The sequence below is a fragment of the Acidovorax sp. LjRoot117 genome (assembly GCF_964252695.1).
Classification (GTDB): domain Bacteria; phylum Pseudomonadota; class Gammaproteobacteria; order Burkholderiales; family Burkholderiaceae_C; genus Acidovorax.
Genome location: NZ_CAXUPO020000003.1, coordinates 67,679 through 87,921, shown reverse-complemented (window position 1 = coordinate 87,921; position 20,243 = coordinate 67,679). Strand labels below are relative to the sequence as shown.

Annotated in this window: 18 protein-coding genes; 12 read left to right on the top strand and 6 right to left on the bottom strand. The window is 69.0% G+C overall.

Translation table 11 applies throughout. The features are described 5' to 3' along the window. Window positions 1-25 precede the first annotated feature (25 nt). The 3 genes from ACSQ3D_RS10000 to ACSQ3D_RS09990 are packed head-to-tail and all read right to left on the bottom strand — an operon-like array spanning window position 26 to window position 3,120. A complete protein-coding gene (locus tag ACSQ3D_RS10000) occupies window positions 26-2,275 on the bottom strand; it encodes a molybdopterin cofactor-binding domain-containing protein (RefSeq protein ID WP_436126782.1) in 2,250 nt (749 codons plus the stop codon). Next, complete coding sequence (locus ACSQ3D_RS09995) at window positions 2,272-2,736, bottom strand: (2Fe-2S)-binding protein (RefSeq protein ID WP_436126781.1); 465 nt, start codon at window positions 2,734-2,736, stop codon at window positions 2,272-2,274. Before ACSQ3D_RS09995 ends, ACSQ3D_RS10000 begins: the two co-directional genes overlap by 4 nt. A 3-nt stretch (window positions 2,737-2,739) precedes the next feature. Continuing rightward, a complete protein-coding gene (locus ACSQ3D_RS09990) occupies window positions 2,740-3,120 on the bottom strand; it encodes a RidA family protein (protein WP_436126780.1) in 381 nt (126 codons plus the stop codon). Window positions 3,121-3,244: 124 nt separating this feature from the next. Between ACSQ3D_RS09990 and ACSQ3D_RS09985 the strand changes: the two genes are divergently transcribed. The 4 genes from ACSQ3D_RS09985 (at window position 3,245) to ACSQ3D_RS09970 (ending at window position 7,197) form a co-directional block, all read left to right on the top strand. Beyond that, a complete protein-coding gene (locus tag ACSQ3D_RS09985; protein ID WP_436126779.1) occupies window positions 3,245-3,466 on the top strand; it encodes a hypothetical protein in 222 nt (73 codons plus the stop codon). Window positions 3,467-3,497: 31 nt separating this feature from the next. Continuing rightward, entirely contained in the window at window positions 3,498-4,778 is a 1,281-nt protein-coding gene (locus ACSQ3D_RS09980; RefSeq protein ID WP_056416476.1) for an HD-GYP domain-containing protein, read from the top strand. A gap of 102 nt (window positions 4,779-4,880) precedes the next feature. Beyond that, window positions 4,881-6,509: an ATP-binding protein gene (locus ACSQ3D_RS09975; RefSeq protein WP_436127196.1), complete on the top strand. Its 1,629-nt coding sequence runs from the start codon at window positions 4,881-4,883 to the stop codon at window positions 6,507-6,509. 4 nt (window positions 6,510-6,513) lie between these two features. Next, window positions 6,514-7,197 carry a response regulator transcription factor gene (locus tag ACSQ3D_RS09970; protein ID WP_056416473.1) on the top strand — a complete coding sequence of 228 codons (684 nt, stop codon included), beginning with the start codon at window positions 6,514-6,516 and terminating at the stop codon, window positions 7,195-7,197. A 43-nt stretch (window positions 7,198-7,240) separates the two neighbouring features. On the opposite strand, the gene ACSQ3D_RS09965 is transcribed toward ACSQ3D_RS09970, so the two are convergent. Further along, window positions 7,241-9,166, bottom strand: a complete 1,926-nt coding sequence (locus ACSQ3D_RS09965) for a sigma 54-interacting transcriptional regulator (RefSeq protein WP_436126778.1) — start codon at window positions 9,164-9,166, stop codon at window positions 7,241-7,243. Between the two features lie 255 nt (window positions 9,167-9,421). Between ACSQ3D_RS09965 and ACSQ3D_RS09960 the strand changes: the two genes are divergently transcribed. Beyond that, on the top strand, window positions 9,422-10,897 hold the full coding sequence (locus ACSQ3D_RS09960) for a benzaldehyde dehydrogenase (RefSeq protein ID WP_396503746.1): 1,476 nt from the start codon (window positions 9,422-9,424) through the stop codon (window positions 10,895-10,897). A 79-nt stretch (window positions 10,898-10,976) separates the two neighbouring features. After that, a complete protein-coding gene (locus ACSQ3D_RS09955) occupies window positions 10,977-11,744 on the top strand; it encodes a coniferyl-alcohol dehydrogenase (RefSeq protein WP_436126777.1) in 768 nt (255 codons plus the stop codon). Window positions 11,745-11,850: 106 nt separating this feature from the next. On the opposite strand, the gene ACSQ3D_RS09950 is transcribed toward ACSQ3D_RS09955, so the two are convergent. Further along, window positions 11,851-12,438, bottom strand: a complete 588-nt coding sequence (locus ACSQ3D_RS09950) for an NADPH-dependent FMN reductase (protein ID WP_082485880.1) — start codon at window positions 12,436-12,438, stop codon at window positions 11,851-11,853. 34 nt (window positions 12,439-12,472) lie between these two features. On the opposite strand from ACSQ3D_RS09950, the gene ACSQ3D_RS09945 reads away from it, so the two are divergent. From ACSQ3D_RS09945 to ACSQ3D_RS09920, 6 genes are all read left to right on the top strand, one after another. After that, window positions 12,473-13,195: a GntR family transcriptional regulator gene (locus ACSQ3D_RS09945; protein WP_436126776.1), complete on the top strand. Its 723-nt coding sequence runs from the start codon at window positions 12,473-12,475 to the stop codon at window positions 13,193-13,195. A gap of 366 nt (window positions 13,196-13,561) precedes the next feature. Further along, window positions 13,562-14,422, top strand: coding sequence for a fumarylacetoacetate hydrolase family protein (locus tag ACSQ3D_RS09940; RefSeq protein ID WP_056416459.1), 861 nt, complete (start codon window positions 13,562-13,564; stop codon window positions 14,420-14,422). Between the two features lie 89 nt (window positions 14,423-14,511). Beyond that, entirely contained in the window at window positions 14,512-15,483 is a 972-nt protein-coding gene (locus ACSQ3D_RS09935) for a tripartite tricarboxylate transporter substrate binding protein (RefSeq protein WP_436126775.1), read from the top strand. Window positions 15,484-15,513: 30 nt separating this feature from the next. Then, the gene (locus tag ACSQ3D_RS09930; protein WP_436126774.1) at window positions 15,514-16,092 is read left to right on the top strand and encodes an amino acid synthesis family protein; all 579 of its coding nucleotides are present in this window, start codon (window positions 15,514-15,516) and stop codon (window positions 16,090-16,092) included. A 17-nt stretch (window positions 16,093-16,109) separates the two neighbouring features. Beyond that, window positions 16,110-17,114: a zinc-dependent alcohol dehydrogenase family protein gene (locus tag ACSQ3D_RS09925; protein WP_436126773.1), complete on the top strand. Its 1,005-nt coding sequence runs from the start codon at window positions 16,110-16,112 to the stop codon at window positions 17,112-17,114. A gap of 20 nt (window positions 17,115-17,134) precedes the next feature. Beyond that, entirely contained in the window at window positions 17,135-17,710 is a 576-nt protein-coding gene (locus tag ACSQ3D_RS09920) for a VOC family protein (RefSeq protein ID WP_056416450.1), read from the top strand. Between the two features lie 148 nt (window positions 17,711-17,858). Here ACSQ3D_RS09920 and ACSQ3D_RS09915 read toward each other — a convergent pair whose 3' ends face one another. Continuing rightward, window positions 17,859-20,189 (bottom strand): CHASE2 domain-containing protein, encoded by a 2,331-nt coding sequence (locus ACSQ3D_RS09915; RefSeq protein WP_436126772.1) that lies wholly within the window; start codon window positions 20,187-20,189, stop codon window positions 17,859-17,861. Between the last annotated feature and the right edge of the window lie 54 nt (window positions 20,190-20,243).

Sequence of the window (20,243 nt, the reverse complement as noted above, 5' to 3'; positions counted from 1 at the left end):
CGGGATCGATGGGCGGTACAGTACCTCAAGCGGAGCCCGGCCGCAGGGGCAGACTGCGCGCACGGTGCCCTACGGCAGCGTGCACCGCATTGGCCACCGCCGCGATCACCGCGGACGTGCCCGGCTCCCCGATGCCCCCGGGCGGCTCGTCGCTCTGCAGCACGTGTACATCCACCTGCGGTGCCTCGGACAGCCGAAGCACGCGGTAGTCGTGGAAATTGCTCTGCTCCACACGGCCGCCCTGCAGCGTGATCTCGCCCCACAGCGCTGCCGTCACGCCAAACTGGATGCTGCCGTCCACTTGCGCATGGACGGTGTCCGGGTTGACGACCATCCCGCAGTCGACGGCACATACCACGCGGTCCACGCGAATCTCGCCTGCGGCGTCCACGGTGACTTCGGCCACCTGAGCCATGAAGCTGCCAAATGCCGACAGCACTGCAACGCCCCGGCCCCTGCGGGAGCCCTCGGCGTTTGCTGCAGGCAGCGGCTTAGCCCACCCCGACTTCAGCGCCACCAGTTCCAGCACGGCCCGCGCGCGGGACCCTGGGGACAGCAGTGCCAGGCGATAGGCCACGGGGTCCTGGCGCGACAGGGCGGCCAGTTCATCCACAAAGCTCTCGATCACGAAGCAGTTGTGTGTGGGGCCCACCCCGCGCCACCAGCCCGTGGCCAACCCCGGCATGGGCTCATGGCGCACATAGTCGAGCTGGGCAGCATGCCATGTGTAGGGCCCAAGACCTGCTTCCACCGCATCGCCATCCAGGCCATTGCGAACAGCGCCCGGAGCGACCCGCGCGAGGATGGACGATCCCACTACCCGATGGGTGATGGCCGCGGGCCGGCCCTGCGCGTCCAGCGCCGCACTCAACCTGTCGGCGTACATGGGCCGCAGGATGTCGTGCTGGATGTCCTCTTCGCGTGACCAGATGAACTGCACGGGGCCCTGCACCGTGCGCGCTAGCGCCACGGACTGCTCCACATAGTCCGCCTCCAGCCGGCGTCCAAAGCCGCCGCCCAGCAGGTGGTTGTGGATGCGGATCTTGTCGGCCGGCAGCGCCGATGCCTTCACTGCGGCATCGCGCGCGCGGATGGGCGCCTGCGTTCCCACCCACACGTCGCAGCCGTCCGGCGTGAGGTGCACGGTGCAGTTGACGGGCTCCATCGCCGCGTGGGCCAGAAACGGCGAGTGGTAGACCGCCGAATGGCGCGACGCGGCGCCTGCCAGGGCGGCTTGCACGTCGCCTTTCGACAGCGCCGATGCGGCATCCTGGCGGTCCAGCTGTCGCTCCAGGTCCTGGCGCAGCTGCGCGGTGGAGACGCCCGCCCCGGCGCCGTGATCCCACTCGATCTTCAGCGCAGCGAGCCCTTGCTTGGCCGCCCAGGAGTGGACGGCGATGACGGCCACGGCATTGGAGATTCGCACCACCTGGCGCACGCCAGACACCGCCAGGGCTGGGGCTTCGGCCACGCTGGCGAGCGTGCCGCCGAATACCGGACACGCCGCCACCGCCGCGTAGAGCATGCCGGGCAGGCGCACATCGATGCCGTAGGTGGCCGACCCGTTGACCTTGCCCGCCACGTCCAGGCGCGGGATGGGTTTGCCAATCAACCGAAACAAGTGCCGGGGCTTGAGCGCCACCGGCTGCGACACGGGCAGCCGTGCGGCGCTGCGGGTCAGCTGGCCGTAGCGAAGCCGGCGCCCGCTGGGCGGATGGCTGACCTGGCCCTCGTGCGCCTGGCATTCGGCCGCAGGCACGCCCCATTCCTGGGCCGCGGCGCTCACCAGCATGGCCCTCGCGGTGGCGCCGGCCACGCGCATCGGCTCCCACGCGCCCATGATGGAGTTGGACCCGCCGGTGATCTGTCCGCCGCCCGCACGCGGGTTGCCATAGCGGGCTGCGTCCGGCGGGGCATGGGCCAGCGTGACGCGCGAGAGCGGCACTTCCAGTTCCTCGGCGATCAGCATCGACAGCGCGGTGTAGATCCCTTGGCCCATCTCGACGCGCGCCATCGTCAGCGTCACGCTGTCGTCGGTGCCGATGCGGATGAACGCGTTGGGTTCGAAGGGCGCAGGGGCCTGCATGGCTGCCAGCGCCTCGGGGTGCCGGCCTGCAGGTCGCCCGGGCAGCGCCACGCCCAGGGCCAGCGATCCTCCGGCCATCAGCAGTACGCGGCGGGTCAGCACGGGTGCTGCCGCGTCTTCTGGCTGCCGCCACCGTTCGCAGGGGCCAGAGCGGCCGGCGGCTGGTGGTGTTGTTTTCTGGATGCTCATGCCTGGCCTCCGCCGCGGGCCGCGCGGTGGATGGCCACCCGGATGCGCGAGTAGGTGCCGCAGCGGCAGATGTTGCCGGACATGGCTGCGTCGATGTCGCCGTCCGTGGGTTTGGCGTTCTGGCTGAGCAGCGAGCATGCCGACATGATCTGCCCCGACTGGCAGTAGCCGCACTGCACCACGGATTCATCCAGCCAGGCTTTTTGCACGGCGCGCCCCACGTCAGTGTCGCCAATGCCCTCGATGGTGGTGATGCGCTGGCCGGCCACGGCGGAAATCGGTGTCTGGCAAGAGCGGATCGCCGTGCCGTTGAGGTGGACAGTGCACGCACCGCAAAGCGCCAGGCCGCAGCCGAACTTGGTGCCTGTCAGTCCTTGCACATCACGCAGTGCCCACAGCAGGGGCATGTCGGCCGGCAGGTCCAGCGCCACATTGCGGCCGTTCAATTCGAATTCCACCATCGCTCACCCCACCGCAATGGCTTCGACTTCGATCAGCCAGTCCGGGTGGACCAGCCCCACCTGCACCACCGACATCGCCACCTTGTGGTCGCCCAGGTAGCGCTGGCGGATGTCGGCGCCCAGGCGCCAGTCATCGTAGTTGGCCAGCCATATGGTCAGTTTCGCCAGATTCTCGCGGCCCATGCCGGCCGCCGCGAGTGTGGCCTCGATGTTGGACCAGACGCGGTGGGCTTGCGCTTCGAAGCCCTTCGCCAGTCTGCCGTCCGGCTCCAGGCCCATGGTGCCGCTGATGAAAAGCAGGCGGTTCACGCAGATGGCTTCCACGGCCTGGGCGTAGGGGCCGATGGGGGCAAATATGTCGGGTGGGGTATGCGTTCTCAACATGGGCGTCCTTGGCTGACGGGTTGGATGAACGTCCATTAGAGGAGCGAATCCCTGGTGGCCCGATGCCGAATCCTGATCTCATGCCATCTGTCTTTTGCATGGATGACGGCGTCGTGGCGTGTCCATGACCCCGCAGAATTGGCAGCAGGTTCACCCGGATGGTGTGGCTGAGACATGGCCAAACTGGGTGGCGGATGCAGGCGTGCCGCGCGAACATCAGTTGCTTGTGCTGTTTTGCACTGTTATGGTGCAATTTTTGTGGATTGTGATGCTCGCAAATAGAGGGTTCTACGAACGAACAACCAGGCCAAAAACGCTACCATTGGTTACCATTGCCACCGCCTGAAGGCGCGCATCTTTTCTCCCAGGTCCCGGCCATGCTCAAGCGCATCCAAATCGAACATCTCACCCTGGGCATGTACTTGCACGAGTTCTGCGGCTCGTGGATGGAGCACCCCTTCTGGCGCGCCAAGTTCCTGCTCAAGGACCCCAAGGACCTCGCCCGCATCCAGTCCACCGCCATCCACGAGTGCTGGATCGACACCGACAAGGGCCTGGATGTGGCGCCAGGCACTGCTTCCGTCTCGCGCGAGGAGGCCGACGCCAAGATCGAGACCGACTTCAGCCGCCTGGAAGACCTGCCCACGCTCAAGGTCACGCTGCCGCCCCCACCGCCGCCGCCCCAGCGCGACCGGACCGCCACGGACATGAAAAGCGAGCTCAAGCGGGCCGCCGCCATCTGCACGCAATCCAAGGAGGCGATGGTCTCCATGTTCAACGAGGCGCGCATGGGCCGTGCAGTGGACGCCGCGGGCGCGCAAAGCCTGGTCGAGGAGATCACCGACTCCGTCACGCGCAACCCCGGCGCTCTCATCAGCCTGGCGCGCCTGAAAACCGCGGACGACTACACCTACATGCACTCGGTGGCGGTGTGCGCGCTCATGGTGGCGCTGGCCAAGCAGCTCAAGCTCAAGGACGACCAGCAGCGCCTGGCGGGCATGGCGGGGCTCTTGCACGACCTGGGCAAGGCGGCGATCCCGCTGGCCGTCCTCAACAAGCCCGGCAAGCTCACCGACCAGGAGTTCACCGTGGTGCGCAGCCACCCGGTGGAGGGCTACCACATGCTCAAGGAAGGCTCTGGCGTGCCCGAGGCGGTGATGGACGCCTGCCTGCATCACCACGAAAAGGTGGACGGCACGGGCTACCCGGACAAGCTCAAGGGAGAAGGCATCAGCATCATCGCGCGCATGACGGCGATCTGCGACGTGTACGACGCCGTGACGTCCGACCGGCCCTACAAGCGCGGCTGGGACCCGGCCGAATCGCTGCGGCGCATGGCGGAGTGGACGAACGACCACTTCGATGCGCGGCTGTTCCAGGCCTTCGTCAAGAGCATCGGCATCTATCCGGTGGGTTCGCTGGTGCGGCTGACCTCCGGGCGCATCGGGGTGGTGACGGAGCAGGCGCCGGCGGCGCTCACCACGCCGATCGTGAAGGTGTTCTTCAGCACGAAGTCGGACCTGCGCATTCCGCCCGAACTGGTGGACCTGGCGGCGCCGGGGTGCACCGAGAAGATCGTGGCGCGCGAGGACCCGGACAAGTGGCGGTTCCCGGATTTGAACGAACTGTGGTCGGGGTTCTCGGTCAAGGCCTGGTGAAGCCTGCAGAATGCACAGGCCTGCGGTAGCGGCCGCAGGCCTTCCCGTCTGTCCGTTCGCATTCTGGAGTGTTCTGTCCCCATGAAGCGTTTGCTGCATCCGATGTTTCGCACGCGGCTGTCCCTGGCCTTTGCGGCGCTTTTGGCGCTGGTGTGCGTGCAGGCTGCCTTTGTCTACGCAGGGGCCTACCGTGTGAACGACTACGCGCGCCACAGCCGCCTGGCGAGCGACATCCTGTCGGAGCTGCTGGACCTGTCGGCCAACAAGCAGCGGCTGCGCGTGTGGGCCATGCAGCGCCTGATGAACGCCGATGCCAGCCCCGAGGTGCGCGAACGGCTCATCAGCAGCATGCAGCGCAGCGCCGCTGCGCTGGAGTCGCTGGCCGTGCAGGACGTCACTCTCTGGCGCGAGCTGGCCGAGCGCGACGGCATTGCAGTGCCGCAGGAGGTGCACCAGCTGGTGGGCGTCTCCGAGCTGCTCAAGGACAACATCCAGGCCGTGGATGCGCGCCTCAAGCCCCTGACCCCCCTGGAGCCCGGGGCTGAGTTTGCGGTGCTGTGGGAAGAGATCAACCAGGTGTTCGACATGGCCAAGGGCCGAGATCTGCGCGAGGTGCTCAACGGGGCGATCGAGCGCCAGCGGCTGACCGTGCCCATGGCGCGGGCCGCCACGGAGCGTGCGCTCGCGGCCCTGCGCGAAAAGGCCATCGCCATGGCTCTCATCACCCTGGCGGCGGCGGTCGTCATGGCCCTGAGCCTGAGCCGGCGCCTGCAGCAGCCGCTGGACCGCCTGCTCGCCGGCACGCAGGCGCTGCAGGCGGGTGCACTGGACCACCGCATCGCCACCGGCTCCCGGGACGAGTTCGACCATGTGGCGCAAAGCTTCAATGCGATGGCGCGGGAGCTGCAAAGCCACCGCGCAGCCGCCGATGCCGCCCGTCACGACCTGGAGGTGGCGGTGCACGACCGGACGCGCGAGCTCAGCGCTGCGCACGACACCCTCAAGCAGCTGGACGAGCGGCGCCGCCAGCTGTTTGCAGACCTCGGGCACGAACTGCGCACCCCCGCCACCGCGATCCGCGGCGAGGCCGAGATCGCCCTGCGCGGCAAGGACAAGCCCACCGCCGAGTACCGCCAGGCGCTGGGCCGCGTCATCAGCGGCATCGACCAGATGACGGGCCTGATCCACGACCTGATGCTGATCGCCAAGGCCGAAGCGGACCAGCTCGTCATGAAGCCCACCTCCACCGACCTGCCTGCGCTGCTGGCCGAGGCCGTGGACCAGGCCCGCACACTGGGCGCTGCCCACCGGGTCGACGTTCAGCTGGACCTGGGCGGCGCGGCGGCAGCGCCGGTGCGCGTGCATGCCGATGCGGACAGGCTGGGCCAGGCGGTCATGATCGTTCTGGACAACGCCGTGCGCTACTCGCCGGAAGGGGCGTCGGTGGCCGTCTCGCTGCGCACCGATCCTTCGGTGGCGACCATCGTCGTCAGCGACACCGGGATCGGCATCGACGCGGACGAGCTGCCCCATGTGTTCGAACGCTTCGTGCGCGGCCAGCGGGCGCGTGCGCACCGCGCGGACGGCACCGGCATCGGCTTGTCGATTGCACAGTCCATCGTGCATGCGCATGCCGGGCAGATCGATGTGCAAAGCGTCGCCTTGCGCGGCACGACCGTTTGCATCTCCTTGCCGGTCATTGCCGCCGACGCGCCTGAATGGGCCTTGTGACCGTATGAATATCCTTGTCGTGGAAGACGATGCCCGTGTCGCTGACTTCTTGTTGCGCGGCCTGCGCGCGGAGGGCTACCGGGTCGAGCTGGCGCGCAACGGGGCCGACGGCCTTGCCATGGCGCGCACCACCGAGCCCGCCATCCTGATCCTGGACCTGATGCTGCCGGGCCTGAGCGGCCTGGAGCTGTGCCAGACGCTGCGCGCCGAGGGGCACCACGTGCCCGTGCTGATCCTGAGCGCCCTGGGCAACACCGCGGACAAGGTGCAGGGCCTGCGCCTGGGCGCAGACGATTACCTGACCAAGCCTTTCGCTTTTGAAGAACTGCTGGCGCGCATCGAAGCGCTGATGCGCAGGGGCCGCGAGCAAAAGCCCCGCTCCACCTTGCTGCACGTGGCGGACCTCACCCTGGATCTGGAGCGGATGAGCGCCAGCCGGGCCGGCCAGACCATTGCGCTCACCGCCAAGGAACTGGCGCTGCTGGAGCTGCTCATGAACTCGCCCGGGCGCGTGTACAGCCGCGAGCGCATCCTGTCGAACGTGTGGGGCACCAGCCAGGACCCCCTGACCAATGTGGTGGATGTCTACGTGCGCCGCCTGCGCGCCAAGATCGATGACGGGCATCCGCTCGCCCTCATCAAGACGGTGCGCGGCTTCGGCTACCGGCTGGACGACGTGCGCGAGTGATGCGTGGCAGGGATGTCGGGCTTGTTCGCCCGGCGCCCTGGCCTCAGGGCTTGCGCGGGCGCCCGGCGATGCCCAGCTTGCGCAGCCGATAGGCGAGCGTGGCACGGCTGATGCCCAGCAGCCGGGCCGCAGAGGCCACGTTGCCGCCGGCCGTGTGGAATGCCTGGCGCAACAGCTGCGCCTCGGCCTCGTGCAGCGGGGGCATCGCTGCTGCGGGTTGCGGCAGCGGCGGGTGCGCGGTCATCTGCTGGGGGGCGGGCGTGAACGGTGCGGCGGGCGCTGCCGCTGCTGCACCGCCCTGCAGCCTGGCCGTATGGTCTGCCGCCACCCTCAATGACAGCACGTCGTCCGCCAGCCTTTCGCCGCCGCTGAACAGGTGGTGGGGCTCGATGGGCTCCCCATCGGCGGCCAGGATCACGCTGCGCTCGATGAGGTTCTGCAACTCGCGGATGTTGCCCGGAAAGGCGTAGTGGAACATCGCCTTCACGGCCGCCTGGCTGAACCCGGGCACCTGGCGCTGGTGCTTTTGGCGGTAGTGGGCGAGGAAGTGGCTCATCAGCAGCGGAATGTCGTCGCGCCGGTCGCGCAGCGGCGGCAGGTGGATGGGAAACACATTCAGGCGGTAGTAGAGATCCTCCCGGAAGGCCCCGGCGCGCACGGCCTGGCGCAGGTCCACATTGGTGGCGGCCACCACGCGCACATCGACGCTGAGTGTCCTGGTGCCGCCCACGCGTTCGACCTCCCCCTCCTGCAGCGCGCGCAGCAACTTGCCCTGCGCGACGAGGCTGAGCGTGCCGATCTCGTCGAGGAACAGCGTGCCGCCATGTGCGCGCTCGAAGCGGCCCGGGCGCGAGGCCCCGGCCCCGGTGTAGGCGCCGCGCTCCACGCCGAAAAGCTCCGACTCGACCAGCGTGTCCGGAATCGCCGCGCAGTTGAGCGCCACGAAGGCATTGCCCTGGCGCGGGCTGATGCGGTGCAGCATGCTGGCGAACATCTCCTTGCCCACGCCGGACTCGCCGGTGAACAGAACGGTGGCCGCCGTCGGCGCCACGCGCTGCAGCATGTGGCAGGCTGCGTTGAAGGCCGACGACGCCCCCACCATGGCGGAAGACGCCCCCTGCTGCGCGCCGGGCGCGGCGTGCGGGCCGGCCGCGATCGGACGGCCCGCGGGCGTGCCCAGAAATGCCTTGCGCGGGGCGTTGGCGGTAGCGGCGGGCAGGCTGCCGACGAATTCCTGTGCGTTCAGGTACGCGAGGTCTTGCTGCACATCGTCCCAGCGTTCGGCGGATTTGCCGACCACGCGGCACTGCGTGGACCCGGACGAGCGGCATTCCACCTCCCTGAAGACGATCAGGCGCCCGAACAGGGTGCTCACGTAGCCGGTGGCGTAGCCCACCTGCATCCAGCAGGCCGGCGAGCCGCCCACGCCGTAGGCGGCGATGTGCTCGTCGTCCTCGCTGGAGTTGTGCCACAGGAATTCGCCCTCGTAGTCGCCGGTGTCGGCGTCGTAGCGCACATGCACCACCTCGACCTGCACCACGCCCTCCAGCGCGTGCAGCCGTGTGCCGGCGATGGCGGCTGCGGGCGGGTCGGCATCGGGCCACTGCTGGCGCACCAGGCGGGCATCGCGTGCGCCGCTCACGTAGCCTGCGCGCGTCAGCAGGCCGCGGGCCTTGTCCAGGCCGATGCTGTCGATCATCTCGCGGCGCAGCGAACCAAGAGCCTCGGAGTGCAGCAGGATCATGCGCTGGTCCTGCAGCCAGATGCGGCCGTCGCCCGGGGAAAAGAACAGACACTCGCTGATGTCCGCCACCGTGGGGTGCACCTGCGCGCCCAGCCCGGCCGTGTCAAAGCCCGCCAGCGCGTGAGCGTCGTCCGCGGCCGTCGGCGTCCGCCGCGTGGCGGCGGGATCAGCTTGGGGAGCGGGGGCCCTCTTCAGGTCGGCCAGGGACACGCGGCGTTGGATCATGGAGTTCACCAAAAATTGATCATTTGAGCAATCTGCACTGGCTCTTTTGATTATTGATGGTAACTATTTAAGGGCCTCAGGGCACCACTGCCGCCGTATTTCAGCCCTAGGGAAAGTCCGTAGCCGCCCCTCTCACGGAACCCGGGCGGCAGGCCCTGGCGGCCGCCTTGGCGGACATGTCGGGTACGCCCGTTGCAAACCGCAAGGCCAGTGCCGCGCCGTTGCGGCCAATGCCATGTACCAAGGAGCAATGCAATGGGTGTTTCAGAAAAACCGGGCCTGCTGGACAACCGCCTGTGGGCGGGCAAGGCCTTCGATGGGGGATGGGCCACGGCGCTGAATGCGTCGCGCGATGTGGCCGAGCCCGCCACAGGACAGGTGCTCAGCAGCGTGGGCATTGCCAGCGCGCAGGACATGCAGGCGTCCATCGGGCGCGCGCAGCAGGCGCAGCCCGCATGGGCGGCCCTCGGCCCGCGTGAGCGCGCCGCGGTGTTCCACCGTGCGGCCCAGGTCTTCGAGCAGCACTTCGGCGAGCTGGCGCTGGCCATCGCCCGCGAGACCGGCGGCATCCTGGCCAAGGGCCAGCATGAGGTGCGCGAGGCCATCACCCTGTGCCACCTGGCCGCCGGCTTGCCCCTGCAGGCCCAGGGCCAGGTACTGCCCAGCGCGCCGGGGCGCCTGTCCATCGCCCGGCGCGTGCCGCACGGCGTGGTGGGCGTGATCTCGCCCTTCAACTTTCCGCTCATCCTGGGCCTGCGTTCGGTGGCTCCGGCGCTGGCGCTGGGCAATGCGGTGGTGCTCAAGCCCGACACGCGCACGCCGGCCAGCGGTGGCTTCATCATGGCCCGCGTGTTCGAAGAGGCGGGCTTGCCCCAGGGGCTGCTGCAGGTGCTGCCCGGCGATGCCGAGGCCGGCGAGGCGCTGGTGGTGGACGAACGCGTGCCCATGATCGCCTTCACCGGCTCGCCCGCCGTGGGCCGGCGCATCGGTGCGCTGGCGGGGCAGCACCTCAAGAAGGTGTCGCTGGAGCTGGGTGGGGCCAACAACCTCATCATCCTGGAAGATGCCGACCCGGACGCCGCCGCCAGCGCCGCTGCTTTCGGCGCATGGTTCCACCAAGGGCAGATCTGCATGGCGGCCAACCGCATCCTGGTGCATGAGTCGATCGCGGGCGCCATCCTGCAGCGCCTGGTGGGCAAGGCCACGCACCTGCCCGTGGGCGACGGCGCGAGCGGCCAGGTGGCCCTGGGGCCGATGATCGACGCGAAGCAACTGGAACGTTTCGACCGCGTGATCCAGGACAGCATCGCGCAAGGCGCAAAGCTAGAAGCCGGTGGAGTCTTCCACGGTCTGTACTACCAGCCCACGGTGCTTTCGGGCGTCGAGCCCGGCATCCGCGCGTTCGACGAAGAACCGTTCGGTCCGGTCGCCAACCTCGTCACCTTTCGCACCGACGACGAAGCGGTGCAACTGGCCAACACCAGCCAGGGCGGCCTGGCCGCGGCCGTCATCAGCCCCAGCGTGGGTCGCGCTATGGCCATCGGACAGCGGCTGCGCGCCGGCATGGTCCACATCAACGACCAGACGGTGAACGACGAGTGCACCAACCCGTTTGGCGGCCCGGGCGTGGGTGGCAACGGCGGCAGCGTGGGCGGGCCGGCGGACATCGACGAATACACGCAGTGGCAGTGGATCACGGTGAAAGACGCGCCGCCTGCGTTCCCGTTCTGACCTCGCAAGCCCTTGGTGCAGCGTGGCCGCACCGAGGGCCTGTGCTTGCCCCCACACCAAAAATCCGGAGACAACCCTCATGACCCTTCACAACAAAACCATCGTCGTCACCGGCTGCTGCTCGGGCATTGGCGCAGACTTCGCCAAGCTCGCCCGCCAGCAGGGCGCGCGCGTGATCGGCGTGGACCGCAATGCACCCACGCTCACGCTGGACGGTTTCGTTCAGGTGGACCTGGGCGATGCGGCCGCCATCGATGCCGCCGTGGCGCAGCTCCCCGCACGGGTGGATGCGCTGGCCAACATCGCTGGCGTGCCCGGCACATCACCCGCCGAACTGGTGGGCCGCGTGAACTACCTGGGCCTGCGCCATCTCACGCACCGCGTGCTGGAGCGCATGGGCGAAGGCGGCTCTATCGTCAACATCGCCTCCATCCTGGGCGCCGAGTGGCCGCAGCGGCTGGAGCAGCACCGCACGCTGGGTGCCACGGCCAGTTTCGACGAGGGCGCGGCATGGCTGGCCGCGCACCCCGTGCCCCAGGAGACCTGCTACCAGTACTTCAAGGAGGCGCTGATCGTATGGACCGTCACCCAGTCGCAAAAGATCTTCATGGAGCGTGGCGTGCGCATGAACTGCGTGGCCCCCGGGCCCGTGTTCACCCCCATCCTGGGCGACTTCGTGCAGATGCTGGGGCAGGACCGCGTGGAGAAGGACGCGCACCGCATGAAGCGCCCCGCCTTCAGCGACGAGGTGGCGCCGGTGATCGCCTTCCTGTGCAGCGACGCGGCGCGCTGGGTGAGCGGCGCCAACATCCCGGTGGATGGGGGACTGGCCTCCACCTACCTCTGAGCCAGGGCGCCCCTGTGTGCACGGCAAAGGCAGGCCCTCTTGCCGTGGTTCGTGCAGACCCCATCGCCCGCTGCTTCGGCCCCTGCGGCGCCCGCGAACGTTCAGTTCAGGCCTGCTGCGGCCTGGCAGTCCTGAGCCAGCGGATCTCCTCGATCAGGTCCGCCAGTCCGGCACGGATGAAATCCAGCGTGGGGGCATCGGTCAGGCGCCCGTCCTGCATGCGCGAGGCCACGCCGGCGATGGCGATGTGCTGGCGCACCAGCGGCCGGGCCAGCGTGGCAGCCAGGGCGTCGCGGATCTGGGCCTGGGCGCGCACGCCACCGGCGGTGCCGGGCGATGCCGTCATGATCAGCGCCGGCTTGCCCTTGAGCGGCGAGGCGAAGCCCGGGCGCGAGGCCCAATCGATGGCGTTCTTGAGCACGCCGGGGATGCCGTAGTTGTATTCGGGGGAACAGATCACGAGCCCGTCGGCACCCGCGATGGCGGCTTTGAGCTGCGCGACGGAGGCCGGCGGCGAGTCGCCGTCCAGGTCGGCGTTGTACAGGGGGATGTCATCCAGCGCAGCCAGATCCAGTGTGGCCGTGGCCGGCAGCAGTGGCGATAGGCTGCGCAGCACGGCCGTGCAGTGCGATGCGCGGCGGATGCTGCCGGAGATGGCGACCAGGCGAATGGGGGTGTCGATGGCGGCAGTCACTAGGGTTTGCTCCTTGTTCGAAAGGCGCGAGTTTATGCATAAAATTCAAATCATGTATGAAAAAGAACAACCCACGCGCACGCCGCCTTTGGTCGACCAGGCTTTCCTGCAACTGCGCCGCGATGTGCTGAGCGGCACCTACGGTGCGGGCGCCAAGCTCAAGCTCGACGAGCTGCAGACGGCCTACGGTTTTTCCAGCAGCCCGCTGCGCGAGGCGCTGAGCCGTCTGGCCCAGGAGGGGCTGATCCGTGCGGACGAGCGGCGCGGCTTTCGGGTGGCGGCAATCTCGGCGGCCGACCTGGCCGACATCACCCGCATGCGCGTGATGCTGGACGTGCAGGCCCTGCGCGAATCCATCGACCATGGCGACGACGCCTGGGAGGCTGCGGTGGTCGGCGCCTACCACCGGCTCGAGAAGGTGGAATCCCGGCTGGGCGACGGCCCCGTGGTGCTCGACGACGGCTGGACCGATCTGCACACGGCCTACCACCGGGCCTTGATCAGCGCCTGCCCGTCGGAGCGCCTGCGCAACTGGAGCGCCAGCCTGTTCGACCAGGCCGAGCGCTACCGCCGCTATTCCGCGCGCTTTCGCAAGACCTCGCGGCGCAAGTCCAACGAGCACCGCAAGCTCATGGACGCCACCCTGCGGCGCGACGCGCACACCGCCTGCGCGCTGCTCGAAGAGCACATCCTGAGCACCGAGCGCAACGTGCTGGCGGTGCTCGACCAGGTGGTCCAGCACCAGCAGGGGGCCTGAGACCGATCCTCGGCTTCCTGCCCTCCCCACGCCCTGCGGGGTGCGCTGCCGGTGCAGCGCCCTCGCGACGACAAAGCCCCGCCCCAGCGGGGCTTTGTCGTTTCTGGCCGTCCGCCGATGGTGCGTTGGCTTGCGCGAGCCGCACCCCCAAGCTGGCGGAGACGATCCGCCGCACCTCGCCACCACAGCGTTGGAACCCACTTCTGACCTTGCGTTCCATTTTGTGCTTGGTGTAAACCACTATGCATTAATTTTGTTTTGTGCATAAAAATAACTTCACGCACCAAACGCGGACAAGGTGATGGGTCTGGCACGCCGCGTTGGCCGCTTTCTCTTTCTGTCTCTCACAAACGCTCAAGGAAAACCATGAAACTGATGTCCTACTCGCTGGCCGGCCGTGACACCTGGGGTGTCGTCATCGCCGATGGCGTGGCCGAACTGGCCACGCGCACCGGCCATGCGACGCTGGCCGACTTCATCGCCAGCCCCGACTTCGCGCGGCGCGATGCGCTGGTGGCGGGTCTCAAGCCCGACGCCAGGCTGGCCGACGTGGCCTTCCTGCCCGTGATTCCCCGCCCGGAAAAAATCGTTTGCGCAGTGCGCAACTACATGGACCACCACCAGGAGGTGCTGGCCGCGGGCATGCAGCGCGAGCTGTCCGAGCAGCCGCCGATCTTTCTGCGCGTGTGGCGCTCGCAGACGCCGCACCAGGGGCCCATCGTGCGTCCCCACGTGTCGGAATCGCTGGACTGGGAAGGCGAGCTGGCCGTGGTCATCGGCAAGCAGGGGCGGGACATCGCCGAAGCCGATGCGTGGAACCACGTCGCGGGCTACAGCTGCTACAACGATGCGAGCGTGCGCGAGTGGCAGTTCCACGCCAAGCAGATCGCGTCGGGCAAGAACTTCGAGTCCACCGGCGCCTTCGGCCCCTGGATGGTGACGGCCGATGAGATCGCGCCGGGCCGCGAGCTCAAGCTGGAGACTCGGCTGAACGGGGCTGTGGTGCAGTCCAGCCACACGGGCCACATGATCTTCTCCATCCCGCGCCTCATCGCCTACGCCTCGACCATCTTCACCCTGGTGCCTGGCGACGTGATCATCACCGGCACGCCTGCGGGTGTGGGCTGGAGCAAGAAGCCACCGCTGTTTATGAAGCCCGGCGACGTGGTGGAGGTGGAGATCGAGGCCGTCGGCCTGCTGCGCAACCCGGTGGTTGCGCAGGCCTGAGTCGCCTCGCCACCCGATCCCGTCCATCCAGACCACCACCCGGGCAGAGCCTGGTCCCACGCGGCCGCCGCCCATCGGAGACAAGCAACATGCACAGAAGACACCTCCTGGCCGCCTGTGGCGCGGCGGCCCTGTCCTGGCCGGTACGGCCGGTCCTGGCCCAGGCGTATCCCGAACGCGCCATCAAGCTCTACCAGGGCTTTGCGCCCGGCGGCAATGCCGATGCGATTGCGCGCGCCGTGGGGATGGAGATGTCCAAGGCACTGGGCCAGCCCGTGGTGGTGGAGGCCCAGTCGGGGGCGGGCGGCACCATCGCCGCCACCACCGTCGCACGCGCCAGGCCGGACGGCCACACCCTGCTGCTGGCCACCGGCGGCCATGCGGTGGCGGGGGCGCTGTACAACACGCTGCCCTACAAGTCGGTGGCCGACTTCGAGATGGTCTCCACCGTCACCTACTTCCCGTTCCTGATCGTCGTCAACGCCAGCTCCAAGGTGCAGGGCCTGCGCGAGGTGCTGGCCGCCGCCCAGGCGGCACCGGGCACGGTGGCCTACGGCACGGCGGGGGTGGGCTCCACCCACCACCTGGCGGGCGAGCTGCTGGCCAGGCTGGCGCGGGTCCAGCTGCTGCATGTGCCCTACCGGGGCGACGCAGCGGCCCTCACCGCCCTGCTGGCGGGGGACGTGCCCTTCATCATCGCGCCGCCCACGGCGGTGCTGTCCAACATCCAGGCGGGCAAGCTGCGCGCCATTGCGACCACCGGGCCCCAGCGTTGGCCGGGCCTGGCCCATGTACCCACCGTGATGGAGCAGGGCGTGGGGGGCTACGACGTCCGCTCGTGGGCGGGCCTGATGGCACCCGCCGGCACGCCCCGGCCCGTGGTGGACCGGCTCCATGCCGAAACCCTGCGCGCCCTGCAGGCACCGGCCGTGCGCCAGCGCCTGGAGGACATGGGCGGCGAGGCGCGCGGCAGCACGCCCGAGGAAATGAAGGCCATGGTCAGCCACGAGCTCGAGAAATGGCAGCAGGTGGTGGCCGATGCCAAGATTCCGAAACAATGAACTGAACGCATTCACTGAAAGACCGTCCGCATGACACTGATCGCTATCCGCAAACGCAGCCTCACCATCGAGACCATCCACCACGAAGGCGGCCCGCCAGCGGACACGCCGCTGCGCGTGGCGTCGGCCTGCGCGGTGATCCGCAACCCCTACGCCGGCCGCTACGAGCCCGACCTGCTCCCCTTCATGGCCGAGCTGCGCGGCCTGGGCACCGTGCTCGCGCAGGAGCTGGTGGACACCCTGGGCAAGGAGAATGTGCAGGCCTACAGCAAGGCCGCCATCGTCGGCGTCAATGGCGAGCTGGAACACGGGGCGGTGTGGCACGAAGCCGGCGGCTGGGCCATGCGCCAGGTGCTGGGCGAGCCCAAGGCCATCGTGCCCTCGGCCAAGGCGGTGGCTGCCACCGGGTACCGGCTGATGGTGCCGCTGCACTACATCCACGCCGCCTATGTGCGCAGCCACTACAACAGCACGGAGGTCGGCATCCAGGACGCGCCGCGCCCCGATGAAATCCTGTTCGCGCTGGTGATGGCCGACGGTGGCCGGATCCACTCCCGCCTGGGCGGCCTCACACGCGAGCAAGTCTCCGTGCACGACGGGCAGCGCTGAACATGGCAGGCACCACCATGGCGAACACGACGATGAAGGCCGTGCAGTTGCAGGTCATCGGCGGGCCCGAGGTCCTGTCGCTGGTCGACCTGCCCGAGCCTCGGCCGGGCCCGGGCGAAGTGCGCGTGCGGGCGCACGCCATCGGCGCGGGCGGCCCGGACGTGCTGATCCGCAACGGCACCTACAAGTGGATGCCGCCGCTGCCCGCCGTGCCCGGCAATGAGCTGGCAGGCGTGGTGGACGCCGTGGGCCCGGGCGTGGCGCGCCTGGCCGTGGGTGACCGCGTGCTGGTGAGCGCGCGCGAGCTGCCCCAGCGCGGCGGCTGCTACGTGCAGGCGATCTGCGTGGCCGAGGCCGTGCCTTTCGTGCTGCCGCAGAGCATTGCGTTCGACGACGCAGTGAGCCTGGGCAACTTCCAGCTCGCGCTGGCGCTGCTGGCCAGCAACGGCAACCTGCCGGCGCAGGCCATCCTTGTGCCGGGCGCGGCCGGCGGTGTGGCCACGGCGCTGTCGCAGGTGGCGCGGTCGCGCGGGCTGCGGGTGATCGGTACCGCGTCCACGCCGCAAAAGCAGGCCTTTGCCCTGGAGAACGGCGTCACCGACCTGGTCGACGGCGATGTACAGGCCTTGCCGCAACGCGTGATGGAGCTCACCGGCGGCCGGGGCGTGGACCTGGCGTTCGACCATGTGGGCGCGGCGCTGTTCATCGCCTGCCTGCGATCGCTTGCCCCGTCGGGCATGGCGGTGTCGTACAACATCCTTGCGGGTCCGCCGTCTGCCGACGTGTTCGACGAACTGCGCAAGCTGCTGGCCAGGAGCCTGGCCATCCGGACTTTCTCCATTCACGCGGTGGATGCCGACGTCACGCAGCGCCGCGGCCTGATGGAGCAGGCCATTGCGCTCATGGCCAGCGGCCAGGTGCGCGCACCGCGCGCCATGCGCCTGCCGCTGGCGCAGGCCCGCCAGGCCCATGAGCTGCTGGACAGCGGTGGCACGCTGGGCAAGCTGGTCCTTGTTCCCTGAACTGTGTGGAGCCCGTCACCATGAGCACCCCCTACACCGCGAACCTCTCGCACTGTGGCATCTTCTGCCGCGACCTGGAGGTCATGAAACGCTTCTACACCGGCGTGTTCGACATGCAGGAGACCGACCGGGGCGAGGGCGTGACCTTCCGCTTCGAGATCGTGTTCCTGAGCGGCCGCGACGACCAGCACCACCAGCTGGTGCTGGCCGGCGGGCGCGGCGCCGATGCGCCCAGCACGGTGATGCAGCTGTCCTTCAAGGTCCAGACCCTGGACCACCTGCGCGAGGCGCGCCGCCGGGCCCTGGCGCTGGGCGCGACCAGGATGCGGGGGCTCAACCACGGCAACGCCATCTCCATCTACTGCATGGACCCCGAAGACAACACGGTGGAGGTGTACCTCGATACCCCGTGGTACGTGAGCCAGCCCCATGGCGACCCGCTGGACCTGGACCAGGACGACGAGGCCATCTGGGCGCAGACCGAGCGCGTGGTGCGCACCGATCCGAGCTTCATGCCGGTGTCTGAATGGGCCGCGCGGTTCGCGCTGCGCAGCCAGGCACTCAAGACATCGCCACAGGCAGCCCCAGGGCCCTGAGTGTCGGGTGGCCGTCCTCCGGGGCCAGCATGGACACGGTGCGCAACGGGTGGGGTGGCGGCACGCAGCATGGTGTCAAATATGCCGCTACCGCTTTCCAGTGAAGGTTTGTTTGCTATAAATTAAATAGCATTTTGGATTCCGCGCGTCAATCGGTGGCGGGAGACTCCGCAAGGCCCGCCAGCACCAGCCGAAACTCGGCGCCGCGACCCACGTCGCTGTCCACCTCCAGCGTACCGCCGTGGCGCTGCACCACGGTGTGCACCAGCGCCAGGCCCAGGCCCACGCCGCTCACCGCAGGATGGCTGCGGTCGTGCAGGCGTTGGAAAGGGGCGAACAGCTGGCCTTGCATCTGCGGCGCGATGCCCGGCCCCTGGTCCCGTACCGATACCACCCACCGGGTGCCCCGCGGCGTGATGGCGCATTGCACGGCGCTGCCCGCAGGGCTGAACTTGATGGCGTTGTGCAGCACGTTGGTGAGGGCGCGGCCCAGCAGCGACCGGTCCCCGAGCGTGGGCGCGGTGTCGGGTGTGGTCGTGATGAGCACGTCCACACCGCCGTCGCGCGCCAGGGCCCAGGTGTCGTCCACCGTCTCTGCCAGCATCGCCACCAGGTCCAGCGGCGCCATGCGGTACTCCTGCGACTGCGCGCTGGCCAGGTGCACGAAGTTCTCCGCCATGCCCAGCGAGGTGCGCGCATAGCGCTCGATGCGCCGCAACATCTCTTCGTCCGCCATGCGGCCGGGGTAGGCGCGTTGCATCTCCAGCAGGGTGAGGATCGACGCGTTGGGTGCACGGATGTCGTGCGAGATGAAGTTCATCGCCTGGTCGCGCTGCTGCTGCGCGTGCCGCATTTCGGTCAGGTCCACCAGCGTGATCAGCCAGCCCGCCTTGGCCAGGTCGGTGAAGCGCTTGCACTGCACCAGCAGGCTGCGCCCGCGTGCGTCGTGGCCTTCGCTTTGCTCGGGCATATCCCCTCGGCGCAGGCTCTCGGCGGTGACCAGGGTCTGGCCGGTGCGCGTGTGCACCAGGTCGTGCAGCAGGTCCGCCACCGACTGCCCTTGCAGCGGCAGTGCGGCATCTCCGCCCACGTGCCTGCGGGCGGCCATGTTGGTGAGCAGGATGCGGCCTTCGGGGTCGCAAACGATGGTGGGCGAGGGCAGTTGCTGCAGGCTCTCGCTCACGAAGTGGTGCAGGTCGCGCAGTTGGCGCGACGCCCGCTCCACGGCGTTGATGCGCTTTTCCAGGAAGTCGCCGCCATCCCCGGCGCTGCCTGCCAGCCGCAGTGACAGCCCGTCTCGCTGCAACCGCTCCATCTCCTGCCGCAGGAACTGTGCGGCGGCGCTCAGGCGCCGCCAGCTCCATAGCGGATAGGCGAGCACCAGGCCCACCAGGGCCGCTGCAGGGGCCACGTGCACGCCCAGCCACCAGGGCAGGGCCACGCCCAGCAGCAGGGTGCCCACAGCCAGCAGGGCGCTGGTGAGCAGCGCGACGAACGGGCCGGCCAACAGCAGTGCGAGGAGCGCACATGCCACGGGCACCAGGTTGAAGAGGGTGTTGGCCACAGGCCCGGCGGGCCGTATGCCGACGCCCGAAAGCCGGCTGTCGAGCACATGGGCCACCACCTCCACGCCCGGCATCAGCCGCGATTGCTGGCTCACGGGCGTGGCAAACATGTCGCCAAGCCCCGATGCCGCAGCGCCCACCAGCACGTACTTGCCGCGAAATGCGTCTGCCGGCACCTGGCCGCGCAGAACGTCGATGTAGGAATAGGTGGCGAAATGCCCCGGCCCGCCGGCATAGGCGATCAGCGTGCGGTCCTGCCGCTGCCACGCGCCGGTGCTGGCTGCGGCTGGGGGTGTCGCAGGCAGGGCGCAGCCGGGGGCCTCGGGCTGGCCCACGCAGTACAGCGCCGTGCTGAAGTGGGGCCAGGACGCTGCGCCGGGGCCTTCGGCCAGATAGAAGCTGCGCACCACGCCGTCGGTGTCGGGATCCACATGCACATGCCCCAGCCGGGCCGCCGCCTCGGCCAGGGGCGGCCACGGCAGTTCGGCCTGGCTGGCCGCGGGGCCATGGCCGCGCCGCAGCATGGGCAGCACCACGCGGCCGCTGCGCGCCACGGCGTCGGCCAGCAGCGCATCGTCTTCGGGATAGTCCTGGTCTTCTTCGCTGAAGAGTACGTCCATGCCAATGGCGCGCGGGGCCTGCGCCGAGATGCGCGAGACCAGTTCCGCATGCAGCGCGCGGCGCCAGGGCCACCGGCCGATGGTGGCGATGCTGCGGTCGTCGATGGCGACGATCACGATGTCGGGGTGCGCGGGGCGCGACAGCAGGCGCAGGCCCGCGTCCTGGACCAGGTGGTTCATCCGGCCCAGGCTGGCGGGCGGGCTGAGCCACGCCACCAGCGTCAGCAGAACGATGGCCAGCAGGCTCCATTCAAGGCGCCGCTGTCGGCCGCGGCTGCGTGCGAGGGTCCACATGGGTCAGAAGCCCCGTACTGCGTACAGGTAGAGGCACAGACCCGGGCCGCCGCG

Excerpts from the sequence above, each read along its gene's own strand:
- ACSQ3D_RS09920 (WP_056416450.1), top strand. The coding sequence starts at position 17,135 with ATGAGCACCCCCTACACCGCGAACCTCTCGCACTGTGGCATCTTCTGC.
- ACSQ3D_RS09945 (WP_436126776.1), top strand. The coding sequence starts at position 12,473 with ATGCATAAAATTCAAATCATGTATGAAAAAGAACAACCCACGCGCACG.
- ACSQ3D_RS09995 (WP_436126781.1), bottom strand. The coding sequence starts at position 2,736 with ATGGTGGAATTCGAATTGAACGGCCGCAATGTGGCGCTGGACCTGCCG.
- ACSQ3D_RS09985 (WP_436126779.1), top strand. The coding sequence starts at position 3,245 with ATGACCCCGCAGAATTGGCAGCAGGTTCACCCGGATGGTGTGGCTGAG.
- ACSQ3D_RS09930 (WP_436126774.1), top strand. The coding sequence starts at position 15,514 with ATGACACTGATCGCTATCCGCAAACGCAGCCTCACCATCGAGACCATC.
- ACSQ3D_RS09955 (WP_436126777.1), top strand. The coding sequence starts at position 10,977 with ATGACCCTTCACAACAAAACCATCGTCGTCACCGGCTGCTGCTCGGGC.
- ACSQ3D_RS09940 (WP_056416459.1), top strand. The coding sequence starts at position 13,562 with ATGAAACTGATGTCCTACTCGCTGGCCGGCCGTGACACCTGGGGTGTC.
- ACSQ3D_RS09975 (WP_436127196.1), top strand. The coding sequence starts at position 4,881 with ATGTTTCGCACGCGGCTGTCCCTGGCCTTTGCGGCGCTTTTGGCGCTG.
- ACSQ3D_RS09915 (WP_436126772.1), bottom strand. The coding sequence starts at position 20,189 with ATGTGGACCCTCGCACGCAGCCGCGGCCGACAGCGGCGCCTTGAATGG.
- ACSQ3D_RS09925 (WP_436126773.1), top strand. The coding sequence starts at position 16,110 with ATGGCGAACACGACGATGAAGGCCGTGCAGTTGCAGGTCATCGGCGGG.
- ACSQ3D_RS09970 (WP_056416473.1), top strand. The coding sequence starts at position 6,514 with ATGAATATCCTTGTCGTGGAAGACGATGCCCGTGTCGCTGACTTCTTG.
- ACSQ3D_RS09935 (WP_436126775.1), top strand. The coding sequence starts at position 14,512 with ATGCACAGAAGACACCTCCTGGCCGCCTGTGGCGCGGCGGCCCTGTCC.
- ACSQ3D_RS09965 (WP_436126778.1), bottom strand. The coding sequence starts at position 9,166 with ATGATCCAACGCCGCGTGTCCCTGGCCGACCTGAAGAGGGCCCCCGCT.
- ACSQ3D_RS09980 (WP_056416476.1), top strand. The coding sequence starts at position 3,498 with ATGCTCAAGCGCATCCAAATCGAACATCTCACCCTGGGCATGTACTTG.
- ACSQ3D_RS09960 (WP_396503746.1), top strand. The coding sequence starts at position 9,422 with ATGGGTGTTTCAGAAAAACCGGGCCTGCTGGACAACCGCCTGTGGGCG.
- ACSQ3D_RS09990 (WP_436126780.1), bottom strand. The coding sequence starts at position 3,120 with ATGTTGAGAACGCATACCCCACCCGACATATTTGCCCCCATCGGCCCC.
- ACSQ3D_RS10000 (WP_436126782.1), bottom strand. The coding sequence starts at position 2,275 with ATGAGCATCCAGAAAACAACACCACCAGCCGCCGGCCGCTCTGGCCCC.